At 66.7% G+C, this 23,788-nt stretch carries 27 protein-coding genes and 1 tRNA gene; 10 read left to right on the forward strand and 18 right to left on the reverse strand.

The window, feature by feature from the left end:
* Window positions 1-71: 71 nt before the first annotated feature.
* The 17 genes from flgC to lepB all read right to left on the reverse strand — a co-directional run bounded on the left by flgC (window position 72) and on the right by lepB (window position 14,736).
* Window positions 72-491, reverse strand: a complete 420-nt coding sequence (gene flgC / locus TACI_RS06895) for a flagellar basal body rod protein FlgC (RefSeq protein ID WP_012870081.1) — start codon at window positions 489-491, stop codon at window positions 72-74.
* The gene (gene flgB / locus TACI_RS06900) at window positions 491-895 is read right to left on the reverse strand and encodes a flagellar basal body rod protein FlgB (protein ID WP_012870082.1); all 405 of its coding nucleotides are present in this window, start codon (window positions 893-895) and stop codon (window positions 491-493) included. The genes flgC and flgB overlap by 1 nt, the downstream gene beginning before the upstream one ends.
* A 130-nt stretch (window positions 896-1,025) precedes the next feature.
* Entirely contained in the window at window positions 1,026-1,856 is an 831-nt protein-coding gene (gene codY / locus TACI_RS06905; RefSeq protein ID WP_012870083.1) for a GTP-sensing pleiotropic transcriptional regulator CodY, read from the reverse strand.
* Between the two features lie 47 nt (window positions 1,857-1,903).
* Window positions 1,904-3,286 (reverse strand): ATP-dependent protease ATPase subunit HslU, encoded by a 1,383-nt coding sequence (gene hslU, locus TACI_RS06910; RefSeq protein WP_012870084.1) that lies wholly within the window; start codon window positions 3,284-3,286, stop codon window positions 1,904-1,906.
* The gene (gene hslV, locus TACI_RS06915; protein ID WP_164925434.1) at window positions 3,283-3,813 is read right to left on the reverse strand and encodes an ATP-dependent protease subunit HslV; all 531 of its coding nucleotides are present in this window, start codon (window positions 3,811-3,813) and stop codon (window positions 3,283-3,285) included. Before hslV ends, hslU begins: the two co-directional genes overlap by 4 nt.
* Window positions 3,806-4,684 (reverse strand): tyrosine recombinase XerC, encoded by an 879-nt coding sequence (locus TACI_RS06920; protein WP_012870086.1) that lies wholly within the window; start codon window positions 4,682-4,684, stop codon window positions 3,806-3,808. Before TACI_RS06920 ends, hslV begins: the two co-directional genes overlap by 8 nt.
* An 87-nt stretch (window positions 4,685-4,771) precedes the next feature.
* Window positions 4,772-6,106 (reverse strand): methylenetetrahydrofolate--tRNA-(uracil(54)-C(5))-methyltransferase (FADH(2)-oxidizing) TrmFO, encoded by a 1,335-nt coding sequence (gene trmFO / locus TACI_RS06925; RefSeq protein WP_012870087.1) that lies wholly within the window; start codon window positions 6,104-6,106, stop codon window positions 4,772-4,774.
* Window positions 6,096-8,216 (reverse strand): type I DNA topoisomerase, encoded by a 2,121-nt coding sequence (gene topA / locus TACI_RS06930; RefSeq protein ID WP_164925198.1) that lies wholly within the window; start codon window positions 8,214-8,216, stop codon window positions 6,096-6,098. Before topA ends, trmFO begins: the two co-directional genes overlap by 11 nt.
* 2 nt (window positions 8,217-8,218) lie before the next feature.
* Window positions 8,219-8,488: a hypothetical protein gene (locus TACI_RS06935; protein WP_012870089.1), complete on the reverse strand. Its 270-nt coding sequence runs from the start codon at window positions 8,486-8,488 to the stop codon at window positions 8,219-8,221.
* Between the two features lie 90 nt (window positions 8,489-8,578).
* On the reverse strand, window positions 8,579-9,664 hold the full coding sequence (dprA, locus tag TACI_RS06940; protein ID WP_012870090.1) for a DNA-processing protein DprA: 1,086 nt from the start codon (window positions 9,662-9,664) through the stop codon (window positions 8,579-8,581).
* Entirely contained in the window at window positions 9,664-11,163 is a 1,500-nt protein-coding gene (locus tag TACI_RS06945) for a YifB family Mg chelatase-like AAA ATPase (RefSeq protein WP_164925199.1), read from the reverse strand. The genes dprA and TACI_RS06945 overlap by 1 nt, the downstream gene beginning before the upstream one ends.
* Before the next feature lie 9 nt (window positions 11,164-11,172).
* Entirely contained in the window at window positions 11,173-11,529 is a 357-nt protein-coding gene (locus tag TACI_RS06950; protein ID WP_012870092.1) for a YraN family protein, read from the reverse strand.
* Window positions 11,519-11,815 carry an EscU/YscU/HrcU family type III secretion system export apparatus switch protein gene (locus tag TACI_RS06955; protein ID WP_012870093.1) on the reverse strand — a complete coding sequence of 99 codons (297 nt, stop codon included), beginning with the start codon at window positions 11,813-11,815 and terminating at the stop codon, window positions 11,519-11,521. Before TACI_RS06955 ends, TACI_RS06950 begins: the two co-directional genes overlap by 11 nt.
* 2 nt (window positions 11,816-11,817) lie before the next feature.
* A complete protein-coding gene (locus TACI_RS06960; protein WP_012870094.1) occupies window positions 11,818-12,831 on the reverse strand; it encodes a flagellar hook-length control protein FliK in 1,014 nt (337 codons plus the stop codon).
* 1 nt (window position 12,832) lies between these two features.
* Window positions 12,833-13,399 (reverse strand): ribonuclease HII, encoded by a 567-nt coding sequence (locus TACI_RS06965; RefSeq protein WP_012870095.1) that lies wholly within the window; start codon window positions 13,397-13,399, stop codon window positions 12,833-12,835.
* Entirely contained in the window at window positions 13,396-14,220 is an 825-nt protein-coding gene (locus TACI_RS06970) for a YlqF/YawG family GTPase (RefSeq protein WP_012870096.1), read from the reverse strand. The genes TACI_RS06965 and TACI_RS06970 overlap by 4 nt, the downstream gene beginning before the upstream one ends.
* Complete coding sequence (gene lepB, locus TACI_RS06975; protein WP_012870097.1) at window positions 14,221-14,736, reverse strand: signal peptidase I; 516 nt, start codon at window positions 14,734-14,736, stop codon at window positions 14,221-14,223. It lies immediately after the preceding gene.
* A gap of 98 nt (window positions 14,737-14,834) precedes the next feature.
* On the opposite strand from lepB, the gene TACI_RS06980 reads away from it, so the two are divergent.
* From TACI_RS06980 to TACI_RS07005, 6 genes are all read left to right on the forward strand, one after another.
* A complete protein-coding gene (locus tag TACI_RS06980) occupies window positions 14,835-15,275 on the forward strand; it encodes a hypothetical protein (protein WP_164925200.1) in 441 nt (146 codons plus the stop codon).
* Window positions 15,272-15,928, forward strand: coding sequence for a hypothetical protein (locus TACI_RS06985; RefSeq protein WP_012870099.1), 657 nt, complete (start codon window positions 15,272-15,274; stop codon window positions 15,926-15,928). Before TACI_RS06980 ends, TACI_RS06985 begins: the two co-directional genes overlap by 4 nt.
* A 292-nt stretch (window positions 15,929-16,220) precedes the next feature.
* On the forward strand, window positions 16,221-17,021 hold the full coding sequence (locus TACI_RS06990; protein WP_242601090.1) for a sulfide-dependent adenosine diphosphate thiazole synthase: 801 nt from the start codon (window positions 16,221-16,223) through the stop codon (window positions 17,019-17,021).
* The gene (thiC, locus tag TACI_RS06995) at window positions 17,021-18,304 is read left to right on the forward strand and encodes a phosphomethylpyrimidine synthase ThiC (protein WP_164925201.1); all 1,284 of its coding nucleotides are present in this window, start codon (window positions 17,021-17,023) and stop codon (window positions 18,302-18,304) included. Before TACI_RS06990 ends, thiC begins: the two co-directional genes overlap by 1 nt.
* 87 nt (window positions 18,305-18,391) lie before the next feature.
* Window positions 18,392-18,556, forward strand: coding sequence for a hypothetical protein (locus tag TACI_RS07000; RefSeq protein ID WP_012870102.1), 165 nt, complete (start codon window positions 18,392-18,394; stop codon window positions 18,554-18,556).
* Between the two features lie 58 nt (window positions 18,557-18,614).
* Window positions 18,615-18,689, forward strand: a tRNA-Val gene (locus tag TACI_RS07005).
* Window positions 18,690-18,804: 115 nt separating this feature from the next.
* Here TACI_RS07005 and TACI_RS07010 read toward each other — a convergent pair.
* A complete protein-coding gene (locus TACI_RS07010; protein WP_012870103.1) occupies window positions 18,805-20,448 on the reverse strand; it encodes a nucleoside kinase in 1,644 nt (547 codons plus the stop codon).
* 191 nt (window positions 20,449-20,639) lie between these two features.
* Between TACI_RS07010 and TACI_RS07015 the strand changes: the two genes are divergently transcribed.
* Genes TACI_RS07015 through TACI_RS07030 form a run of 4 tightly spaced genes read left to right on the forward strand, consistent with a single transcriptional unit; the run spans window position 20,640 to window position 23,785 of the window.
* A complete protein-coding gene (locus TACI_RS07015) occupies window positions 20,640-21,341 on the forward strand; it encodes a FadR/GntR family transcriptional regulator (RefSeq protein ID WP_164925202.1) in 702 nt (233 codons plus the stop codon).
* Between the two features lie 46 nt (window positions 21,342-21,387).
* Window positions 21,388-21,945 carry an HD domain-containing protein gene (locus TACI_RS07020; RefSeq protein ID WP_012870105.1) on the forward strand — a complete coding sequence of 186 codons (558 nt, stop codon included), beginning with the start codon at window positions 21,388-21,390 and terminating at the stop codon, window positions 21,943-21,945.
* Window positions 21,946-21,972: 27 nt separating this feature from the next.
* On the forward strand, window positions 21,973-23,253 hold the full coding sequence (locus tag TACI_RS07025; RefSeq protein ID WP_012870106.1) for a 3-isopropylmalate dehydratase large subunit: 1,281 nt from the start codon (window positions 21,973-21,975) through the stop codon (window positions 23,251-23,253).
* A gap of 13 nt (window positions 23,254-23,266) precedes the next feature.
* Window positions 23,267-23,785, forward strand: coding sequence for a 3-isopropylmalate dehydratase small subunit (locus TACI_RS07030; RefSeq protein WP_012870107.1), 519 nt, complete (start codon window positions 23,267-23,269; stop codon window positions 23,783-23,785).
* Window positions 23,786-23,788: the final 3 nt, after the last annotated feature.

Genomic DNA, 23,788 nt, shown 5'->3' on the forward strand with positions numbered 1-23,788 from the left:
TAAAATCTTGTTAATCCGATCTTCCCGTTCTTACGGGACTTTAGACCCATTAAAACAAACCAGTATTTACTTTAGCCCCTCATGATGTCGATGGCGCTGTTCCACATGGCCTTGCCGGTCTCCACCACCGTCAGGTTGGCCTCGTAGGCCCGGCTGGCCACCATCATGTCAGCCATCTCCCGGACCACGTTTACGTTCGGATAGGCCACGTACCCCTCCTGGTTGGCGTCCGGGTGGTCCGGCTGATAAACCATCCGGGGTGGGAGGGGGTCCCTCTCTATGGCCACCACCTTGACCCCCGACGAGGTGGAGCCGTCCTTCATGGCCGCCATGAGCCTCTCCTGGAATATGGGGACCCGCCTCACGTAGGGCCCCCCCTCGGGGGTCCTGGTGGTGTTCACGTTAGCCAGGTTGGACGATATGGCGTCCATCCATACCCGGTGGGCGGTCAGCGCGCTGCCCGCCACGTCAACGCTCCTGAAGACCTTCATCAACGTCCACCTCCTATGGCGGTCCTGTACATGGCCACCTTCCGGCTCAGGACCCGGCTCATGGCCTGGTACATCATCCTGGTCTCCGCCAGCTTGGCCATCTCAACCTCAGGGTCCACGTTATTGCCGTCGTACCGGTAGATCTCGTCCTCCACCCGGTCCTCCCGGGGCTTGACGTTATCTAACCCCAGAGGGACGTTGGTCATGTGCCTCTGGTCGCTCACCGCAAGGGGCAACCTCCTGGGCTGATCTATCACCGCCGCCAGCTGGTCCTCGAAGCTGACCTCCCGGCGGGCGTACCTGGGCGTGTTGGCGTTGGCCACGTTCTGGGCCACCGCCCCCATCCGGCGGGACAGCCCCTCCAGATCCTTCTGGATAACCCCCCAAGAAAGATCTCCCCGCACCGCCTACCACCTCCCAATGGGTCCATCGCCCCATATTATATCCGCAAAGACAACGTTCGGGGGGCGTCAACAAAGTTACACCCTCCTAACTTTGTTTTCTTTTGTTACAAAAAGGGGGCCTGAACGGCCCCTACTCCTCTATGCCCAGCTCCTCCAGGAAGAGAGAGCTTATGACCTTGATGTAAGTCCCCTTCATACCCAAGCTCCGGCTCTCTATTATCCCCGCGCTGCTCAGCTTCCTCAGGGCGTTGACTATCACGCTCCGGGTGACCCCCACCCGGTCCGCCACCTTGCTGGCCACCACGACCCCCTCGGAGCCCCCCAGGTCCTGGATTATGTGCCTCACGGACTCCACCTCCGAGTAGGACAGGGCCCTCATGGCCATCTGGACCACCAGCCTCTCCCGGCCCCTCTCCTCTATGGATCTGGAGCGGTCGTGAAGGATCTCCAGCCCCACCACCGTGGCCAGGTACTCCGCCAACACCAGGTCCCGGGTGTCGAAGGGACAGCCGAACCGGGCCAGGATCAGGGTCCCAAGCCGGTCGCCCCCGCCATTTATCGGAACGTACAGCACGTGCTTGTTGGAGTAGGTGCAGGGCTGGTCCGTGTAGGCGCACATGCCGTTGTCCGTGTGGTTCAACACCGACTCGTGGTACTGGTTCAACCGATCCATGTACCCGCTGGGCAGGGTATTGGAGGACAGGATGTCCACCATGATGGGACAGTCGTAGGAGCTTATCCAGGCGTAGCCCAGGATGCGGCCATCGCGGCTCACGATGTACACGTTGGCGGCGGACAGGTCGCAGAGCAACCTGGACAGCTTGGAGTAGTCCGGGGCCCCCCGGTCCTTCCGGTTCTGCAGCGCCCGGGCCACCAGCCGGGTCTTCTCCAACAGATCCTGCATGGCCGAGGGATCCAGGATCTTCGGCCGGGACTCAACCAACTCACTAGGGGTGTTCATCTTCGATTCCTCCTGATTGCATACACCTTGATTTATTTTAACCTCAACTATAGAAGATACCTTCTCGGATCTCTCTCCTCCAGCAGCCCACCCACCCGGGACGCCACGTACTCCCGGTCCACCGTGACCTCCCCTCTCACCCCGTCGGGGGCTTCGAAACTGAGATCCTCCAGCAACATCTCCATCAGGGTGTGCAGCCGCCGGGCCCCTATGTCCTCCATCTCCCGGTTCATCCGGTGGGCCATCTGGGCCACCTCCCGGAGCCCCTCGTCCAGGAACTTAAGCTCCACCCCGTCGGTCCGGAGCAGCTCCCCGTACTGGACAGTCAGGCTCCCCTGGGGCTCCACCAGTATCCGGTACAGGTCCTCCTCCCCCAGGGGCTCCAGCTCCACCCTTATGGGGAACCGGCCCTGGAGCTCCGGCGCCAGGTCCGAGGGCTTCACCTTGTGAAACGCACCGGCGGCGATGAAGAGCACGTGGTCGGTCCTCACCGGTCCGTACTTGGTGTTCACCACCGTCCCCTCCACCAGGGGCAGAAGGTCCCGCTGAACCCCCTCCCGGCTCACGTCCGGCCCGTGGGAGGCCCCGCTGGAGGCTATCTTGTCCATCTCGTCGATGAAGACGATACCCTCCTCCTCCGCCAGGCGCACCGCCTCCCGGCTCAAGGACTCCCGGTCCAGCAGCTTGTCCGCCTCGTCGGCCTCCAGCTCCTCCAGGGCCTTGGCCACCGTCATGGACTTGCGCCGGGGACGCTTGGGGAACAACCCACCAAGCATGTCCCCCAGGTCCAAACCCTCGCCCCCCATGGGGCCCATCACCGCCACGTTGGGCAACGGGGACTCGAAGACCTCCACCTCCACGGTCCTTTCGTCCAGCTTGCGGGCCCTCAGAAGCTCCCGCAGCTTCTCCCGGGTGGCGGACCTCCTCTCGTCGGGCTCTTCCGGCGCGGCCTCCTCCTGGGACCCCTCGACCCCAAGGAGCTTCAGGAAGTTCAAACCCTCCGTCCTGGGCTTGGGGGACGGCAACAGCGCGTCCAGGACCCGCTCCTCCGCCCGACGCCGGGCCTCGGGGGACACCTCCTCCAGCCTGCGGGACCTCACCATCTGGAAGGCCACTTCCACCAGGTCCCGGATCATGGACTCCACGTCCCTGCCCACGTAGCCCACCTCGGTGAACTTGGTGGCCTCCACCTTGACGAACGGGGCCCCCACCAGCTTGGCCAGCCGACGGGCTATCTCGGTCTTACCCACCCCGGTGGGACCCACCATCAGGATGTTCTTGGGGTAGACCTCCCGGGCCAGCTCCTCCGGAAGGCGACGACGCCTTATCCGGTTCCTCAACGCCACCGCCACCGCCCGCTTGGCCTTGGACTGCCCCACTATGTGCCGGTCCAGGTACTCCACCACCATCCGGGGCGTGAGATCCATCATCTGCCTATCTCCTCCAACGTCACGTTGCTGTTAGTGTATATGCATATCTCCGCCGCTATCTCCAACGACCTCCGGGCCACCGCTGGGGCGTCCCAGTCGGTGCCCTCCAGAAGGGCCCGGGCGGCCGCCAGGGCGTAGCCGGAACCGGAGCCTATGGAGGCGCACATCTCCTCCATCTCCAGCACGTCCCCCGCTCCGGACAAGAGGAGCGTCCTGTCCAGGTCCGCCACCAACATCATGGCCTCCAGCCTCCGAAGGACCCGGTCGGTCCGCCACTCCTTCACCAGCTCCACCGACGCCCTAAGCACGTCCCCCTTGTGGGCGTCCAACGCCCGCTCGAACCGCTCGAACAGCGTCATGGCGTCCGCGGTGGACCCCGCGAAGCCCGCCAACACGTCCCACTTGAGGCGCCTCACCTTCCGGGCCCGGGTCTTGACCACCTGGGCCCCCAGGGTGACCTGGCCGTCCCCCGCCATGGCCACCCGGCCACCCCGCCTCACACAGACCACCGTGGTACCCTTAAGCATCTCCATGGCTCTTATCCCCTCCAGCCCGCGGATGATGGACCTGATAGCTGAACCTCATCCGCTCCGCCGTAACGTCCAGATACCGCTGGGTGGTCACCAGGCTCTCGTGCCCCATGAGCTCCTGAACCACCCGAAGCGATGCGCCCCCCTCCAAAAGGTGGGTGGCGAAGCTGTGCCTCAACGTGTGGGGGCTAACCCCGAAGAGCCCCACCCGCCTGGCGCAGCCGGACACTATCCGGTGCACCGTCCTCTGGGTCAGCCGCTCCGCCCCCCTCTTGCCGGGGAACAGGGGACCCGCGCGACCCACCATCTCACCCCAACGGCGCAACATGTCCTGCACTATGGACCCGAAGGGGACCATGCGCCCCTTGCTCCCCTTGCCCATGACCCGGATCCAGCGCTCCTCCACGTCCACGTCATCCCAGTCCAGATCGCACAGCTCCGAAACCCGAAGCCCCGAGCCGTAAAGGAGCTCCATCACCAGCCGGTCCCGAAAGGCCTCCCTGCCCGACGGGCCCTCCTCCAGGAGACGGCACACGTCCGGATAGGAGATGGCCCGGGGCAACCCCGGCGATGACCTGGGGCCCTTCACCCCCTCGCTGGGATCCCTCTCGATCACCCCAATGTCCCTGAGGTAACCCATGAAACCCCGGATGGAGGACATCTTCCTCAGCGCCGACGCCTTGGCAAAGCCATACCCCACAAGGCTCCGCAGGAAGCCCCTCACGTGATCCCTGGTAATATCCTGGACCCGGTGTACCTCCGCCTGTTCCAGGTACTCGGCGAACTGCCCCAGATCCACCCCGTAGTTGATCACCGTGTGTTCCGATCTGCCGAGACTCTTTAAATATTCCAGAAAAGAATCGATCATGGGGTAAATTCCATCGGCCATGCCGACTATTTTACCCCATGTTCAGGCTAACACAATATTTAGAATTTTTCCAGCCCCGGAATGATTCTAGCCCGCCGTGTCCAGATGGGGGTTCTCCCGGAGGAACGCCTCCAGGGCCTCCAGGGCCCTCCGGAAGTACCGGGCGCAGCGCTCCCTCCGGTCCCGGATCCTCTCCTCCAGGGGAGGGAAGATCCCCAGGTTCACGTTCATGGGCTGGAACCCCTCGGGCCGGGCCTCCCTAAGGTGCCTCAGCAGGGACCCCAGGGCGGTCTCGGGGGGCAGATGGGGCAGCTCCAGTCCCTTGAGGACGCAACCCATGAACATGGCGGCACATAGCCCCATGGCGGCGCTCTCCAGGTAGCCCTCCACGCCGGTTATCTGCCCCGCCAGGAACAGATCCCGCCTGTGGGCCCCAAGGGGCCTCAGGTACCCGTCCAGCACCTTGGGGGCGCAGACGTAGAGGTTCCGATGCATGACCCCCTTGCGGACGAACTCCGCATCCCTAAGGGCGGGGATCATCCGGAAGACCCGCTCCTGCTCCCCCCACAGCAGGTTGGTCTGGAACCCCACCAGGTTGTAGAGCCTCCCCTCCCGGTCGTCCTGCCTCAGCTGGACCACCGCGTAGGGCTCCCGGCCGTCCGGGCCCGGTAGCCCTACGGGCCTCATGGGGCCGAAGCGCAGGGTGTCCACCCCCCGGCGGGCGATCTCCTCCACCGGCAGACACCCCTCGAAGAACCTGGGCTCCTCGAATTGGTGCCGAGGCGCCTGCCTGGCGGACACCAGGGCCTCCCAGAAGGCCAGGTACTCCTCCCTGGTCAGTGGACAGTTGACGTAGTCCTCCCCCTGACCGTAACGGCTCCCCCGGTAGGCCCGGGACATGTCAACGCTGTCTATGGTGACGATGGGGGAGGCGGCATCGTAGAAGTACAGGAACCGGCCATCCTCGCCCCCCGCCACGGCTCTCAGGGCCTCCGCCATCTCCCCCTCGGTAAGGGGGCCCGTGGCGAGGATGCAGGGCCCGGTGGGGATGGAGGTCACCTCCCTACGGACCACCGTCACGTTCGGGAGGGAGCTCACCATATCGGTCAGGTCCCGGGCGAAGCCCTCCCGGTCCACCGCCAGGGCCCTGCCGGCGGGGACCCGGTTGCGGTCCGCGCTCGCCATAACCGGACTGCCAAGTCGCCTAAGCTCCGCCTTTAGGATCCCCGCGGGGCTGGTCTCCTGGTCCGCCCCCAGGGAGTTGCTGCACACCAGCTCCCCCAACAGGTGGGTCCTATGGGCGGGGGAGCGCCTCTCGGGGCGCATCTCGTAGAGACCCACGGAGAACCCCATCCGGGCGAGCCGGAAGGCGGCCTCCACCCCGGCTAGCCCGCCGCCTATCACCTCCACGTCAAACCTCATCCCGCACCTCCGAAACCGTCCCGTCCCCCTTGGGCTTGCTCCAAGACACGTAGTCGCACTCCGGGTACCTGGAGCAGCCGTAGAAGGTCCGGCCCTTACCCTTTCCCTTGGAAGCCTTCCGGGCCACCACGGTCCCCTGGCCGCACTTGGGACAGGGGACCCCGGTGGAGGTCTCCTTCCGTTTGGTGAAGTCGCACTCCGGGTAGCCGCTGCACCCGATGAACTCCCCGTACCGGCCCCGGCGGATCAGGAGGGGCCGGCCGCACTGGGGGCAGTCCTCGCCGGCAAGCTCCGGGGGGACCGTCATCCGCTGGGCGCTGGCGGCCACCTCCTGGAGCCTGGACTCGAAGGGACCATAGAAATCCCCTATGGGCTCCCTCCACTGGATCTCGCCGGACTCCACCCGGTCCAGCTGGTCCTCCATCCTGGCGGTGAAGTCCACCTGGACCACGTCGGGGAAGTGGGTCACCAGGAAGGCGTTCACCACCCGCCCCAGCTTGGTGGGGGAGAGCTTCTTGTCGTCGTCCCGAACCACGTAGCCCCGGTCGGAGAGGGTCTCCACTATGGTGGCGTAGGTGGAGGGGCGCCCTATGCCCTTCTCCTCCAGGGCCTTTATGAGCCCCGCCTCGGTGTACCTCCCCGGCGGCTGGGTGAACTTCTGCTCCAGCCTCACCTGGAGGGGCCTCAGATCCTCCCCCTCGGAGGCGGCGGGCACCTCGGTGTCCTTGACCCCAAGGGGCCACACGGCCCCCCAGCCCTGGAAGGTGACCTCCACCCCGGAGCACTTGAAGGTGAGCTCCCCGCATCGGGCCTCCAGGGTGTTGGTCCTCACCCGGGCGTCCGCCATCTGGCTCGCCAGGGCTCGGCGCCAGATCAGGTCGTAGAGCCGGTACTGCTCGCTGGACAGGTACTCCCTTATGGCGTCGGGCTCCAGGGTCACGTCCGTGGGGCGGATGGCCTCGTGGGCGTCCTGGCTCCTGCCCTTCTGGGCAAAGTGGTTGGGCCTCTCGGGCAGGTACATGGGGCCGAACCGGGAGGCTATGTGGCCCCTCATGGCGGATATGGCCTCGTCGGAGATCCGGAGGCTGTCGGTCCTCATGTAGGTTATGAGCCCCACCGGGCCCCGACCGGGGATCTCCACCCCCTCGAAGAGGGACTGGGCGATCCGCATGGTCCTCCTGGGGCCGTAGCCCAGGCGCCGGGAGGCCTCCTGCTGGAGGGTGCTGGTCTTGAAGGGGGGCATGGGACGCCTCAGGCCATCCCGGCTCCGGAAGGAGGACACCTGGAGGGGGCTGGACCTAACCAGGGCCTCCACCCGCCGGGCATCCGCCTGGTCCTTTAGCCTTACGGGCTTACCCGCCTCCTTGTCCAGCTTGAGCAGGTAGGACCTGCCCCCCTCCGCCTCCGCTTGGACCTCCACCAGCCAGTACTCCTCGGGCACGAAGGAGTCTATCTCGTCCTCCCGCTCGCACACCAGCCGCAACGCCACCGACTGGACCCTCCCGGCGCTGAGCCCCCGCTGGACCTTGGCCCAGAGGAGGGGGCTCAGCCGGTAGCCCACCAGCCTGTCCAGGACCCGCCGGGCCTGCTGGGCGTAGACCTTGTTCATGTCTATGCCCTCCACCTCCTGAAGGGCGGCGGAGATCCCCGAGGGGGTTATCTCGTGGATCCGGACCCTGCAGGGGGAGTCCAGGGGTACCCCCAGGAGGGTGGCCAGATGCCAGGCTATGGCCTCCCCCTCCCGGTCCGGGTCCGAGGCCAGGAGAACCCGGCTGGCCCCCCTGGCCAGCTCCTTGAGGCGCTTTATCACCGGCCCCTTGCCCCTGACCTGGATGTACTCGGGCTCGAAACCGTTCTCCACGTCCACCCCCAGCCTCACCTTGGGAAGGTCCATCACGTGCCCCAGGCTGGCCTCCACCGCGTAGCCGGGCCCCAGCATCTTGCTCAAGCTCTTGGCCTTGGTGGGGGACTCCACCACCACCAGGGTCTCCACGGGACCCACCTTGGGGGACCGGGTCCCGGAGGCCCTGCTACCCTTGCCGGTGGCCTTGCTCCCCTTGGCCGTCTTGGGGGCCTTGGCCTCCGGGGCGGACTTCGATCGGGCCGCCATGGTCAACAGAGCCCCCAGCCGCCGGACAGGGTGGGCAGCTCATGGGGCTGATCCTCCCGCCTCTTCGGCCCATCGGTCCACCGGGCCATGGCCTCCCGGAGGGTCTCCTGGTCCAGCGGGACGCCGGTCAGGCGGTGCAGCAACACCGCGTCCAGCAGGGCCCGCTCCAGGTCCTCCGGGGGGAAGCCGTGATATATCATAGAGTACGCCAGGGCCGCCGCTTCGGGCATAAGGGCCGCCCTCTCCATGGGTGAAAGTATCCTCGAGATCATCGAACACCTCCGGGAAATTTGGAGGACCCAGAGCCAAGGCTTCAAGAGGCCCTCTGATGAAGAGACCAAAAGCGCCGAACCGCCGAAGTCTCACGCCCCAGCGCCGGGAGACAGGCTGTACCTGCCGGGAGACGAGCGGTACACCAGCCCCCTCGCCTCCAGGATCGCCAGGCGACTCAACAGGTCGGCGGCGCCGATTTTACATTCAAGGGCCAACTTGTCAACCGTCCAATCCCCTTCGGAGGCCATGACCTGGAGGATGGCCCCCTCCAGGGGATCCACCTGCCGGGAGCTCCCCCTATCCTCCCCGGGGGGAAACAGGAGATCCAGGTCCACCAGGGGCATGGCCCCGTCGTATATGAGCAGGTTGGAACCCCTGCACTGGGCCTCCCCGATCTTGCCGGGCACCGCCCAGACCTCTCGCCCCAGGTCCAGCGCCCTGGACGCGGTTATCAAGGCCCCGCTCCTCTCCGGCGCCTCCACCACCACCAGCCTGGCGGAGAGGGCGGCGATGATCCGGTTCCTCATGGGGAAGCGCCACTGGCTGCCCTTGGTCCCCAGGGGGTACTCGCTGACCAGGCACCCATCCCGGGCCACCAGCTCAAACAGCTCCCGGTGATCCGCCGGGAAGACCACGTCCACCCCGTTCCCCAGCACGGCGCAGGTGAGTCCCCCCTTGGAGAGGGCCCCCTGGTGGGCTGCCCCGTCGATCCCCATGGCGCCGCCGCTCACCGTCCATAGGGATGACCCGGCGCACCTCTCCCCCACCGCCATGGCCACCTTGAGGCCATAGGTGCTGGCCCGCCGGGTTCCCACCACGCTCACCGCCCCCTGAGGCCTCAGGGGGATACCCCTGGTGCCCCTCACGTACAGGGCCGCCGGCGGATCTGACAGCTCCAGGAGGGATTCCGGGTAGCCCTCCTCCCCCAGGGCCAGGACCCCGATCCCCATGGACGAGGCCCGGTCCAGCTCCCGACGGGCCCAGCCGGTCCTCATGGCCTCCTCCACCCGGGACCAGCCACCCCTGGGAAACCCCGCCTCCTCCAGGGCAGCGGGGCCGGAGATCACCTCCCGGGGAAGGCGCCCCATCCGGGCCCACCGGACCAACGCGGCACCGGCGCGGCCCTCGAAGAGCCTGTTGAGGCAAAGCACCGCCTCCTTGGACGCCAGATCCATCAGCCCACCTCCTCCAAGCTACGGTAGGAGAGGGCCTCCCCCACGTGGCGCCCCTCCACCGACGGGGATCCCTCCAGGTCCGCCACGGTCCTGGAGAGGCGTATCACCCGGCTGAGGCCCCTGCCGCTGAGGCGGAAGGCCCCTATGGCCCCCTTCAGGATCTCCTTGGCATCCCCGGTGAGCCTCACGTGCCTCCTCAGGATCCCCTCGGGCACCTCGGAGTTGCACAGGTAGCCCAGGGGTCCCCACCGGTCCGCCTGGATCCTCCGGGCCGCCAGGACCCGACTCCTCACCATCCGGGAGTCCTCCCCGCCTGAGGGGGCGTCGATGAGCTCCGCCGCCGGCACCCGGGGCACCTCGAGCCGCATGTCCATCCTATCCAGGATGGGGCCCGATATCCTGCGCCGGTAGCGCCTCACGTCCCCCAGGCTGCAACGGCACCGGCCCTCCGGATCCCCCAGGTACCCGCATGGACAGGGGTTGGCGGAACATACCAGCAGGACCCGGGCGGGGTACTCCACCGTGCCGGACGCCCGGCTCACCCGGATGACCCCGTCCTCCAGTGGGCCCCGGAGGGCCTCCAGCACGTCCCGCTGGAACTCCGGCAGCTCGTCCAGGAAGAGCACCCCCCGATGGGCTAGGCTAACCTCCCCGGGCCTAAGGGACGAGCCTCCGCCGCAGATGGCCACCGTGCTGGCGGTGGGGTGGACGGGCCTGAAGGGTCTCTCCCTGCAACTGCGCACCGGCAGGCCCGCCACGCTGTGCACCGATAGGACCTCTATCATCTCCCGATCGTCCAGGGGGGGCAGGAGACCCTTGAGGGCCCGGGCCAGCATGGTCTTGCCGGAGCCCGGGGGCCCCACCATCAGCAGGTTGTGATGCCCCGCCGCCGCCACCTCCAGGGCCCGCTTGGCCGCCGCCTGGCCCCGAACGTCCCTCAGGTCCACCGGGACATCCCCTCCGGGATCCTCCACTTCGGGGCTCACCGCCTGCTCCAGGACCCGCTCCCCCTTGAGATGGGATACCACCTGGGAGAGGGTGGAGGCGCCGAACACCCGGGCCTCCCTCACCATGGCGGCCTCCCGGGCGCTCTCGGCGGGCAGGATCAGCGGTAGCCCCAGCCTTGCGGCCAGCACCGCCGCCGGTATGGCCCCCCTGACGGGGCGCAGCCGCCCGTCCAGGGAGAGCTCCCCGATGAACAGGGATCCCTCCAGGGGGAGGGACATCCCCGAGGCGTCCATCATGGCCAGCGCCATGGGGAGATCCAGCAGGGCCCCCTCCTTGGGGACCTCAGCCGGGGCCAGGTTCACCGTCACCCGCCCCCTCAAGGATACCCCAAGGCTCTTCAACGCCCCCCTTACCCTCTCCCGGGCCTCCCGGACCGATGCGTCCGGCAACCCCACCACGTTGATGGCGAAGAGGCCCCCGGTGACCTGCACCTCCACCTCCACCGGCACCGCCTCTATGCCCCGCAAGGTAACCCCCATGGACCGGCTCAAAGGCAAACCTCACCCCCCGGTGACGTCCCTTATCAGCTCCACCCGGTACCCGCAGGGCCCCTGGTCGATGGCCAGCAGGTCTATCCTGAAGGGGCCGTCGTAGCCCCGGGACTCCGCGAAGGCTCTGCAGGCCCGGATGAGCTTCCTCAGCTTGGCGGGGCCCACGGTCTCCGCCGCCCTCTGGGGGCCGGGCCCCCGGAGGCGCACCTCCACGAAGACCAGCTCCGTGCCGTCGTGGGCCACTATGTCTATCTCCCCGAAGGGGTAGCGGACGTTCCGGCCCAGTATCCTCCAGCCCATCCTGATCAGGTGCCGGACCGCCATCTCCTCCCCCAGGGCACCCCGGGCCAGGTTCCTAGCCTCCACCCCTGGCCCTCCTCTCCACCTCCATGACGAAGGCCAGCACCTTGGCCACCGCCCCGTAGAGCTCCGGCGGGATCTCCTCCCCCACCTCCAAGGCCAGCAGGGCCCCCACCAGGGCCGCGTCCTCCACGATGGGCACGCTGGCCTCCCGGGCCACCTCCAGGATCCTCTCCGCCACGTGACCCCGGCCGGAGGCCATCACCACCGGCGCCCGGTCCCGCTCCTCGTCGTACCGTAGGGCCGCCGCCTTCCTCTGGCCCCGGCGCTTGGGGCTGGATCCACCGGACATGATCAGGCCTCCACGTCTATGGGGCGAGGCCCCTCCGCCGCCCTACGCCGCCTCAGGGAGACGGACAGGTGCGACACCGAGACCCCCCCGGATGACAGGTCATCCATCAGCTTGTCGGAGTGTCTCCTCATCAGCTCCACCCCCTCCGGCCGATCGCATCGGATCTCCACCCCCAGCAGGGGGCCTATCAGGGTCACGGTCCCATCGGTCCTGCCAACCTGCAGGTCCTCCACGTCGAAGAAGACCGAGAAGGCCCGCCTATCCCCCTCCCGCCCCTCAGAGAAGACCACCCGGGCCATGGGCCCCTGATCCCCCACGGGCCAGAAGGCGGGACACAGAAACCCCTCCCCCTGGAGGGGCCACCGGACCGGCCGCATGGCCCAGCGGTGGGCCTTTAGGAACCGGCTCGCCTCCGGGTCGTCCCGGGTGATCTCCTCCAGGGACCGTCCCTTGGAGGATTTTAGCCTATCCCGGATCCTCCTCCACAGGGCCAGTGCCTGGCCGGGGCTGAGGGCCATGTACCAGCCCATCAGGTCCACCGACTCCCGGTTGATGGGCACCCCCCGGGCGAAGAGCTCCACCGCGGCGGACAGGTCCGCCTCCCCGCCCCCTAAGGACATCCAAGCCTGCCTCAAGGCCAGGATGGAGTCCCCGTCGGTGGGGAGGCCCCGCAGGATCAGTGCCTGGGCAAGGGGGCGATCCCTCAAGGGGAACCGGGAGAGGAGCTGCAGGTCCTCCTGCCTCAGTCGCAGCACCGGCACGTCCCCGGAGGAGTCCCAGATGGCCCGGAAGCGCTGTCCCGGGAAGAGGGGCACCGACGACCTGGCCCAGAGGGTGGAGGTGCCCACCCGCACCTGCACCATGGAGTCCTCGGAGCGGAGCACCAGCCCCTCCACCTCCTGGCCGTCCTTGAGGCCCCTTACCTCCCTCCCGGGGGATACCGGCTGGGGGGCCGATGGGCCCAGATCCCTGCCTACCCCCCCGGATCTCACACCCCCCACGTCGTAGCCCGTCATCTCAGATCCTCCTGAACGAGAAGCTCCGCCGGTGCACCGGGGAGGGACCCAGCTGGGACAGGATCCTCCGGTGCTCCTCCGTGGGGTAGCCCTTGTGGGAGGCGAAGCGGTACTGGGGGTAGAGCCGGTCCAGGGCTAACATGACCCGATCCCTAAGCACCTTGGCTATCACCGATGCGGCCATTATCGACGGCACCTTGGAGTCCCCCTTAACCACGCACCGCTGGGGTATGCGCAACCCCTCTATGGGCACCGAGCCATCCACCAGGACCAGCTGGGGCCTCACCGGAAGGGCCATCACCGCCATCCCCATGGCCCAAAGGGAGGCCTTTAGCACATGGGTTCGGTCTATCCTGCCCCAGGAGGCCGCTTGGGCCCTCCATTGGACGTTCAGGGAGCGGATGGCCTCGAAGAGGGCCTCCCGCCTCCGGGGGGAGAGGGCCTTGGAGTCCTTGAGCCCCAGGGCCATCAGCTCCCGGGCCTGATCTCGGGTCAGCACCGCCGCAGCGGCCACCACCGGCCCCGCCAGGGGCCCCCTGCCCGCCTCGTCAACCCCCGCCACCGTCATGGAACCAGGGGCCTCCCGGGCACCTCCAGGCTCACCCGGCCCAGCCTGCCGGAGGCGAAGGCCTCCAGGAAGGCCTTGGCGGCCCCGTCCAGGTCCAGCACGCCGCCCTTGAGGCGCTTGCCTAGCCGCTCCGCCACCGCCCCCAGGATCTCATGGCAGGGTCGGTCCTCCACCTCAACTCCCCAGTGGGACATGATGTCCCGGAGGAGCCCCAGGCGGGAAAGGCAGTCCAGGCAGTCCGCCGCCAGGTCCACCGGGGAGGAGACCACCGCCCCCTTCACCGCGTTGAGCCAGGCCAGCCGGCGGTGGACCAGGGCGCCGGACCGGGGGTCCAGCACCCCCGGGGAGTCCACGATCATGATCCCGTCGCCCCGGAACCAGGAGACCCCCCGGGTCACCCCCGGCATGCTCCCCACCTTGGCGGAGCTCCTGCCTATCATGTGGTTGAGCAGGGCAGACTTGCCCACGTTGGGGACCCCCACCACCGCCAGCCGGACCTCCCGGTGGGCGGGGGCCAGGGACCGGATCTGCCTCATCATGGCCGACGGGGCCTGCTTCCGGGCGTCCAGGGCCCAGCAGGGTACCCCCTTGGATCTCAGGTGTTTCACCCACAGATCGGTGACCGCCGGGTCCGCCAGGTCCGCCCGGGAGAGCACCACCCACCGGTTAAGCCCCTTCACGGCCTCCATGAACGGGGAGGACGTGAGGTGAGGGGCCCTGGCGTCCCGGACCTCTATCCAGAGGTCCAGGGCGTCCAGAAGCCCCTCCAGCTGACGCCTTCCCTTGGCCATGTGGCCCGGGTACCATACGGTGCGTCCCATCTACCTGGGCACCCCCAGCCGGCTCAGGGGCCAGTAGCGGAAGACCACCGGACCACGGATCATGCTCTTGGGCACGAACCCCCAGTAGCGGCTGTCCTGGGAATTGGGGCGGTTGTCCCCCATGCAGAAGTAGTTGCCCTCCGGAACCTTGGTGGGCGTCATGTCGAAGTCGTCGGGGTTCACCACGTAGGGCTCCGACAGGCCTATGCCGTTGACGAAAACGTTGCCTCCCCGGATCTCCACCATGTCCCCCGGGAGGCCTATTATGCGCTTCACGAAGTCCCGCCTGGGGTCCACCGGATACTTGAAGACCACCATGTCCCCCCGCTTGGGGGCCACGTTGGGCAGATGGTACCAGAACTTGAGCACCAGGACCCGATCCCCAGGCTCCAGGGTGGGCTCCATGGAGCCGCTGGGTATCCAGAAGGCCTGGATGACGAAGGTCCTCAGGATCAGCGCCAGCACTAACGCCCAGAAGAGGGTCTCCGCCCCCTCCCTCCACCACGGTTTAGCCATTCACCATATACCTCCCAACTTGTTGGAACCGATGCCTTCTGTTTATAATGCCCCATTCGCTCATTTTCAAGTTCGACAACATAAATGGGGGTGTTCCGGTGAGGATCTTGGGAATCGTGATGTCCGTCTTCGCCCTCATCTCCCTGGGCTACGGGGCGGGAGAGGTGATGGCCCAGAGGGGCCAGCAGCGGGCCCATGTCCAGCTCGATGGAACCTATGCGGAGGTGATCCTGTTAAGCCCCGACGGGTACTGCCCGTCCTGCCGGAGGCTGAGGGAGCGGCTCAAGGGGGCCATGGCGGGGGAGCTGGGGGACCTGATCCTCAGGGGATCCGTCCGGGTGCGGGAGGTATCCTGGGGGGACGGGGCGGTCCAGCTGATGGAGCGGCACCATCTCCCGGAGGGGGGGCTACTGCTCCTGGGGCCCGGCGGCAAGGGAATCCCCCTCAGGGACCCATACGGCCACCTGGACAGCCAGGGGGACTTCGACCGGTACCTGATGGGGCACCTGTCCCGCCTCCTTGGGGGTGTCAACCGGTGATCTCCCCCCTCCATCTTGGGCTATTCGCCCTGCTTGGAGCCACGTCGTCCCTCATTCCCTGCGGGGCGGTGTATCAGCTGGCCGCCGCCTTCGCGGTGCTGGGGGGCGGCTCAAGGGGGCATCTCTGGCGGGCCGGGGCCTACCTGGCGGCCCGGGGGGCGGCCCACGGCCTCATGGGGCTCGCCATCTCCGCCCTGGGGGCCCTAAGCCTTCCGATCCTCCTGGTCCAGAGGGCCGCAGGTCCCCTGCTGATCCTCTCCTCCTGCGCCATGCTCAAGGCCCTCCCATGGCTTGACATGAGGCCCCTGGCGGAGCGGGGGGCCCGGGCGGCGGGGTCTGGGCACCTGGGGGCCGCCGCGGCGGGGATCCTGCTCTCCCTGGTGCCCTGCCCGGAGGGGGCAGCGGCGCTCTTCGGGGCGGTGATCCCCCAGGCGGCCAGCATGGGACCCGTGGGGGCCCTGCTTGGGGCCATGGCGTTCGGCCTGGGTAGCGGGTTGCCCCCGGTGCTCATGGCGGCGGGGCTGAGGCTACTGCCCCCGGGCCTTGAGGGGTGGATCGCCCGGAGGGAGGGGAAGATCAGGACCTGGGCGGCGATGGGCCTCATGGGGATAGGGCTTTACATGACAATGGCTCACGTGTATCATTTGTTTTAGATTACGGGCTTTAGTCGGATCGAACCTTGACACATCACGGGGGAGCTCCTGATCTGGGGCTGAGAGTGCGGGAGGACCCGCAGACCCTTCGAACCTGAGCGCCCAAGGGGCGCTGTCGCGGTTTAGCGGCACCGGTTAATACCGGCGCAGGGAGGCCCTTCGCAAGAAGAGAGCGGTTCAAGCCGATGGATAAGGCCGGGCCGCCTTCCACAACGGAGGGCGGCTCGGCCTTCCTCGTTTCATCCCCGGCCCCGCCCCAGCCTCCCTGGGTCGTATCAAGCGAAAGGAGATGGTGAGCTTGGAGCTGGACGAGCGGAGGATATCGGCGGTGATCGTAAGGAGGTTCATGGACAGGCTGCTGGACTCCATGGACCTGGACGTGGCAATAGTGGGGGGAGGTCCCGCCGGCCTGGTGGCGGGTCACAACCTGGCCCGGGAGGGGTTCAAGGTGGCCATGTTCGAGCGGAAGCTGTCCCTGGGGGGAGGCATGTGGGGGGGCGGCATGATGTTCAACCAGATAGTGGTCCAGGAGGAGGGGGCCCAGGTGCTCCGGGAGTTCGGGGTCCGGGTCCTGGACGAGGGGGAGGGCTACTACTCCGCCGACTCGGTGGAGGCGGTGAGCACCCTCATCTCCTCCGCCACCCGGGCGGGGCTGAGGGTCTTCAACTGCGTCACCGCCGAGGACGTGACCATGCGGGAGGACCGGGTGGTGGGCCTCGTTATCACCTGGACCCCGGTGGAGATGGCGGGGCTTCACGTGGACCCCTTGGCGATCCGGAGCCGGTTTGTAATAGACGCCACCGGACACGACATAAACGTGGTCCGGGTGGTGGAGCGCAAGGTGCCCGGCAAGCTCATGACCCCCACGGGCCGGGCGGAGGGGGAGAAGTCCCTCTGGAGCCACCGGGCGGAGGAGCTGACGCTGGAGAACACCCGGGAGGTGTTCCCGGGGCTCTACGTGGCGGGCATGTCCGCCAACGCCACCTTCGGCGGTCCCCGGATGGGCCCCATCTTCGGGGGCATGCTCCTGTCGGGGCGCAAGGCGGCCCAGCTGGTCTCCCGGGCGCTGAGGGGCCAGGGTGGTCGAGGATGATGACCCTGATTGACAGGGCCCGGGAGGGGGTCATGGACCCCATCTTCCAGAGGGCCTGCGCTGGTGAGGACGTGGGGCCCGAGGAGCTGGCCCGGCTGGTGGCGGAGGGGCTGGCGGTGATCCCCTACAACCCATCGAGGGGTTGCGCGAGGCCCGTGGGGATCGGCCAGGGGCTTAGGACCAAGGTGAACGCCAACATAGGCACCTCAAAAGATCAGAGCTCGGTCCAGATGGAGCTTCGGAAGCTCAAGGCGGCGGTGGGCAACGGGGCCCACGCGGTGATGGACTTGAGCACCGGGGACGACGCGGGGGAGGTCCTCCAGGCGGTGCTCTCCCATTCCCCGGTGCCGGTGGGAACCGTGCCCATATACCACGGGGCGGTCATGTGCCGGCTCTCCGGCAGGCCTGTGGTGGACATGACCGAGGACGAGATGTTCCAGGCGGTGGAGCTCCACGGGAGGATGGGGGTGGACTTCGTCACGGTGCACACCGGTCTAACCCGCCAGGCCCTGTCGCACCTGGTGGACCAGGGGCGCCTCACCGACATAGTGAGCCGCGGGGGCTCCATCATGGCCGCCTGGATGATCCACCACGACCGGGAGAACCCCTTCGCCCGGGACTTCGGCCGGCTACTGGAGATAGCCCGGCGGTACCAGATGACCCTGAGCTTAGGCGACGGGATGAGGCCCGGATCGGGGCACGACGCCACCGACCGGGCCCAGGTGGCGGAGCTACTGGAGCTGGGACGCCAGGTGGGGGCCTGCCGGGAGGCGGGGGTCCAGGTGATGGTGGAGGGCCCCGGTCACGTGCCCCTGGGGCAGATAGGGGCCAACGTGCAGCTTCAGAAGAGGCTCTGTCAGGGGGCCCCGTTCTACGTGCTGGGTCCCCTGGTGACCGACTCAGCGGCGGGCTACGACCACCTGGTGGGGGCCATAGGGGGTGCGGTGGCCGCCTCCTTCGGGGCGGACTTCCTCTGCTACGTGACCCCCAAGGAGCACCTGGGGTTCCCCGACGAGGAGGACGTGGCGGAGGGAGTCAGGGCCTCGGTGGTGGCGGCCCACGTGGGGGACCTGGAGAAGGGGATCCGCTCCGCGGTCCGACGGGACATGGAGGTGTCCCGGGCCAGGAGGGCCATGGACTGGGACGCCCAGAGGGAGGCGGCCCTGTTCCCCTGGAAGTTCGACCGGGTGACCGGCATGTCCAGCCAGGGCTGCGCCATGTGCGGCCCCCTCTGCGCCATGAGGATCGCCCAGGAGGCCCTGGGATCTTGGAAAAAGGTCTGACCAATATTATAATTTGGGCCGTGGGCGGCCCCACGTTCCGCCCTTCGTATGCGCTTGAAAACCTAGGACTTAGGAGGTGTAGCTGCGGTGCGTCGTTTTCGTTGCGTGAGCTGCAAGCACGAGTTCCAGGTGGAGGGCAAGGAGCAGGTCACCCGCTGTCCCAAGTGCTTCGACAAGTTCCTCCAGCTCCTGGAGGGGGACCCCATCAAGGGGAAGCCCTGGGGTAGCAAGAGCTACAGCGTGAAGCGCTGATCTTCACCGGGGGGCTTGCAAAGAGGAGGATTCGGTGCTAGAATCCTTCTCGTGCTTCGGGCGGCTAGCTCAGCGGGAGAGCACTGCCTTCACACGGCAGGGGTCACAGGTTCGATCCCTGTGCCGCCCACCATGATGACCGAGGGGACCCTGACGGGTCCCCTTTTTGAGTTCAGTCCCACTGGACGGATTTCCAGCCGCCCCCAAGGCAAAGGCCCCCGGGGTCTATCCCCCGGGGGCCCGATGTGTCAGTCCTCGAAGCAGCTGCCGCCGATGAACTCCCGAAGGATGGATATGTTGGGCACGTCGTCGGAGGGGATGAAGGGCACGAACCTAAGCATGGAGAGGAGCCGCTGGGCCTCCCCGTAGGCGGGGGATTCCTCCGGCACGGACCTAAGGAGGGGCTCCGCGTAGCCCTTCAGCACCGGCAGCTCGTAGACCAGGGCGGTGTTGAACATCACGTCAGCCCTCTCCTGGTAGGGGAAGATGTGCCGGTGGGATCCCCGGATCACCGAGGGCCACATGAGGAGCGTGCTCTCCGGCGAGTGCCCCCTGACCCGGTGGTCCCGCACGAGCCGCCTAAGAAGCCGGTTGTCGGTGGTGCTGGTCCTGTTGTGCCTGTCCAGGCTGACCCCCGTGAGGGGGGAGACGAAGATCTTGTACTTCGTCTCCTCCGGTATGGACCGGGTCAGCTTCTCGTTGAGGCCGTGGATCCCTTCTATTATTATCACGTCGTCGGAACCCACCTTGATCCTCTTCCCCTTCTTCCTGCGGCCGGTGAGGAAGTCGAACTTGGGGAGTTGCACCTCCTGGCCCTCCAGCAGGGCGGAGAGGTCCTGGTTTATCTGCTCCACGTCCAAGGCCTCCAGGGCCTCGAAGTCGTAGTTGCCGTTCTCGTCCCTTGGGGTCTTCTCCCGGTCCACGAAGTAGTCGTCCAGGGAGATGGCCACCGGCCGCTTGCCGCAGACCTGGAGCTGCACCATGAGCCGCCTTGCGGTGGTGGTCTTGCCGGAGCCGGAGGGCCCCGCCAGGCAAACCAGCCTCACGTCCGGCCGGTCGCATATCTCCCGGGAGACCCGGGCCAAGGCCTCCCCGTGGAGCGCCTCGGATATGAGGATCAGTTCCAGCCCCCTGCCGGAGGTCACCCTCTCGTGAATGCTGTCCATGGTGGTGACCCCCAGCACGTCCAGCCACTGGGAGTACTGGATGAACACCTCCGCCAGGCTCTTGGGGGCCTGAAAAGGGGGGATCCGGTCCGGGAAGGATATGGTGGGGAACTGGAGCACCATCCCCGGCGGGTAGTACAGCAGGTCGAAGACCTTCACCTGGCCGGTGTTGGACGCCAAGGGGGCGTAGAAGTAGCCGTAGGTGTCGGCGCAGCGGTAGACCACCACCGGGTCCATGGCGGTCCACTTGAGGAGCCGGGCCTTGTCCAGGTTACCCTGCCGCTCGAAGATCCCCTTGGCCCGGTCCAGGGGGAGCACCTCCCGGTTTATTGGGATGTTGAGGTCGATGAGGCGCTTCATCTCCCCCCTTATGGCCTCCACGTCCCCCTGGCTGGCCTCTCCCCCCACCAGCTCGCAGTAGTAGCCATCGCTCATGGAGTGCCGGATTATCACGTCCTGCCCCAGGGCCCGCTTGGAGGCCATGACCAGGAGGAAGCTCAACGTCCGCCGGTAGACCTCCATGCCCTCGAAGCTGCCGGTGTCCACGAACTCCACATCCGACGCCCCGTCGATAACCCAGCTGAGAGGCCTCAGGTAGTGGTTCACCCGGCAGGCCACCACCTGGTGGGCCATCTCCGCCTTGGCCAGGGACAGAAGCTCCGCCCCGGTGAGGGGCATCTCACACTCGATGCTTCCAAACCCGGATATGTTGACCTTGAACCCCAACTGGACCCCTCCCCTGCCGGGCCCGATCCGGACCCATGATCGCTCACAAGGTGAATCTATTTGTAAGGATACCACGGAAGGTCCAACTTGGTAATTTTCCAACTATTCAAAACTAGCTCCCCATTGCACAATTCGTTCGAATGGTATATAAGGTGCACTGGGTGGTCCAATTGAGACCCCGTTTGGGAGGGATGCGGTTGACGCAGGATCGGGTCAGGCAGACCAGGATATACGAGAAGGTTGTGGAGGAGATAAAGGACGACATCGCCGCCGGGCGCCTCAGGCCCGGGGATCCCTTGCCCCCGGAGCGGAAGCTGATGGACAGCCTGGGGGTGAGCCGCAGCTCCCTCCGGGAGGCCTTCCGTGTGCTGGAGCTCATGGGGCTCATCGAGAGCATCCCCGGCAAGGGGCGGTTCGTCCGGCGCCCCCGTAAGGACCAGGGGGAGAACCGGGGCATACCGCTGGAGGACGAGGCCATCCTGGAGCTCATGGAGGCCCGGCGGATACTGGACCCCGCCATAGCCCGGGAGGCGGCAAAGCGAGCCACCCCGTCGGACCTCACCAAGCTTCGCCGGGTCATATCCGCCACCAAGGACGGGCTGGAGGACCTGGAGAGCCGGGCCAAGGGGGACTTCGACTTCCACCTGACCCTGGCGGAGGCCACCAGGAACTTCGTGTTCGTCAACATCGTCCGGATGAACTTCAACCTCATAATGGCCACCCACGACAGGATCTACGCCCTGCTAACCGACCGGGAGGTCTTCGTGGACGAGCACCAGGCCATATACGAGGCCATCCTGGACCACGACCCGGACCGGGCGGAGCGGTCCGCCCACGAGCACATCGACCGGATATACAAGACCCTGCAGGAGGTAATGGCCCTTGGCCGGTGATCCGGGGCCCATCCACAAGGCACCGCCAAGAGAGAGGAGGATAAAGATGAGAGAACGCATAGCCCAGTTGCTGCCGGAGGTGGACTGGATCTGCGACCGGGAGCTCAAGGAGAAGGTGCTTGCCACCTACGAGGACGCGCTGAAGACCGGCGGCTGGGAGCCGGACGACATGGCCCGGATACCCTTCACGCTGCTCATCCCCAACTGCCCCGCCTCTTACCTGACCCACGTTCGAGGGGTCACCCGGATGGCCAAGGCGGCCATGGACGAGTTCAACGCCCTCTACCGGGACGAGGGGGGCTACCGGCTGGACAACGACCGGCTCATCGCCGGCGCCCTGCTCCACGACGTGGGCAAGCTGGTGGAGTACGAGAAGGACCCGGAGGGCAAGACGGTCAAGTCCCAGATGGGCAAGGACCTGAGACACCCCTTCTCCGGCACGGTGATCGCCATGAGGAACGGGATCCCCAGCGACATAGCCCACATAATAGCCAACCACGCCCACGAGGGGGACGGGAGCCTGCGGAGCCCCGAGGGGGTCATGGTCAACAAGGCGGACTTCATGAACTTCGAGACCATAAAGTCCTTCCTGGGCATGAAGTAGCCCGGAAGGCGGGAGGGAGGATCTCAAATGGGACGCACGGCGATACAGAAGATAATGGCCCGGGCCTCCGGTAAGGACGTGCAGGTGGGGGATCGGGTCTGGTGCAGGATAGACCTTTCCACCGCCCGGGACTTCGGGGGGCCCAACTGCGTTCTCCAGTTCGAGGAGGTGATGGGCACCGAGGGGAAGGTGTGGGACCCCAACAAGATCGCCTTCACCTTCGACCTCCAGGCCCCGGCCCACTCGGAGAAGGTCTCCAACAACCAGAAGATAATCCGCCAGTTCGCCAAGCGCCAGGGGATCTCAAAGGTCTTCGACGTCAACTGGGGCATAGGCCAGCACGTGCTCCTGGAGAACGGGCTGGTCAAGCCCGGGGACGTGATCCTTGGCACCGACAGCCACATGAACCTCCTGGGGGCCGTGGGGGCCTTCGCCACCGGGGTGGGCAACACGGACATCGTGGCCTCCTGGATCCAGGGGACACTATGGTTCAGGGTGCCGGAGACCATGAAGGTGACCGCCACCGGCAAATTCCAGCGGGGGGTCTACATGAGGGACCTGTTGACCCACCTGGTGGGGACCCTGGGGGCGGACGGCATGTTCTTCAAGGCGGTGGAGTTCGTGGGGGACGCCATCGAGCGCAGCTCCCTGGCGGAGAGGATCACCCTATGCTCCATGGTGACCGAGATGAGCGGCAAGGTGGGGCTCATCATGCCCAACGGGGAGGTGCTTGACTGGCTGGTCCGGAGGGCCGGCCAGGAGGTGCCGGAGCGGGTGGAGATGATCCGCCCCGACGAGGACGCGGTCTACTCGGAGACCGTCGCCGTGGACGTGTCCTCCCTGGAGCCCCTGGCCTCCTGCCCGGACGCGCCGGACAACGTGAGGAAGGTCCGGGAGGTTCAGGGGGAGAGGATCGACCAGGTCCACATAGGATCCTGCTCCAACGGCCGGTTCGAGGACATACGGGCCGCATACGAGGTGCTCAAGGCGGCCAACTTCAAGGTGGCGGACCACGTGCGGGTCATCATAACCCCCGCCACCCGGGAGGTCATGAAGGCCTGTGCCGAGGCGGGGATGATCCAGGACTTCCTCTCCGCGGGGGTCATCTTCACCAACCCCACCTGTAGCCTCTGCACCGCAGAGCACTACGGGGCCCTGCCCTCCGGTGACGTGGGGGTCTCCACCACCAACAGGAACTTCATAGGCAAGGTGGGCAAGGGGAGCCACACCTACCTGATGAGCCCCGCCTCCGCCATGGCCAGCGCGGTGAGGGGCGTCATAACGGACCCCAGGGACATCCTGGGCTAGGGAGGTGCCAGACATGAAGGATGCGGTTCTTCGCGGCAGGGCCTGGGTCTTCGGGGACGACGTGGACACGGACCTCATATATCACAACAAGTACCTGGCGGAGACGGACCCCAAGAAGATGGCCCAGTACTCCTTCGAGTATTACCCCGGCAAGGAGAACTTCGCCAAGGAGGTCAAACCCGGGGACTTCGTGGTGGCGGGGCGCAACTTCGGCACCGGCTCCAGCCGGGAGCACGCGGTCTACTGCCTCAAAGAGATAGGGGTGCCCATGGTGCTGGCGGAGTCCTTCGCCCGGATCTACTACCGGAACGCCATAAACAACGGCTACCCGGTCCTCTTCGTCAAGGGGCTCTCGGAGGCCATCAAGGAGGGCAAGGTGAGGGACGGGGATCAACTGGAGGTGAACGCCTCCACGGGGGTCATAAGGAACCTGACCCAGGGGGTGGAGTTCCAGGGAGACGCGGTCACCGACCTGGAGATGGAGATCATGGAAGCCGGGGGACTCATCGAGTACCTCAAATCCAAGGCCTGAGGA

Origin of the sequence: Thermanaerovibrio acidaminovorans DSM 6589 (assembly GCF_000024905.1) — a bacterium.
Classification (GTDB): Bacteria; Synergistota; Synergistia; order Synergistales; family Synergistaceae; genus Thermanaerovibrio; species Thermanaerovibrio acidaminovorans.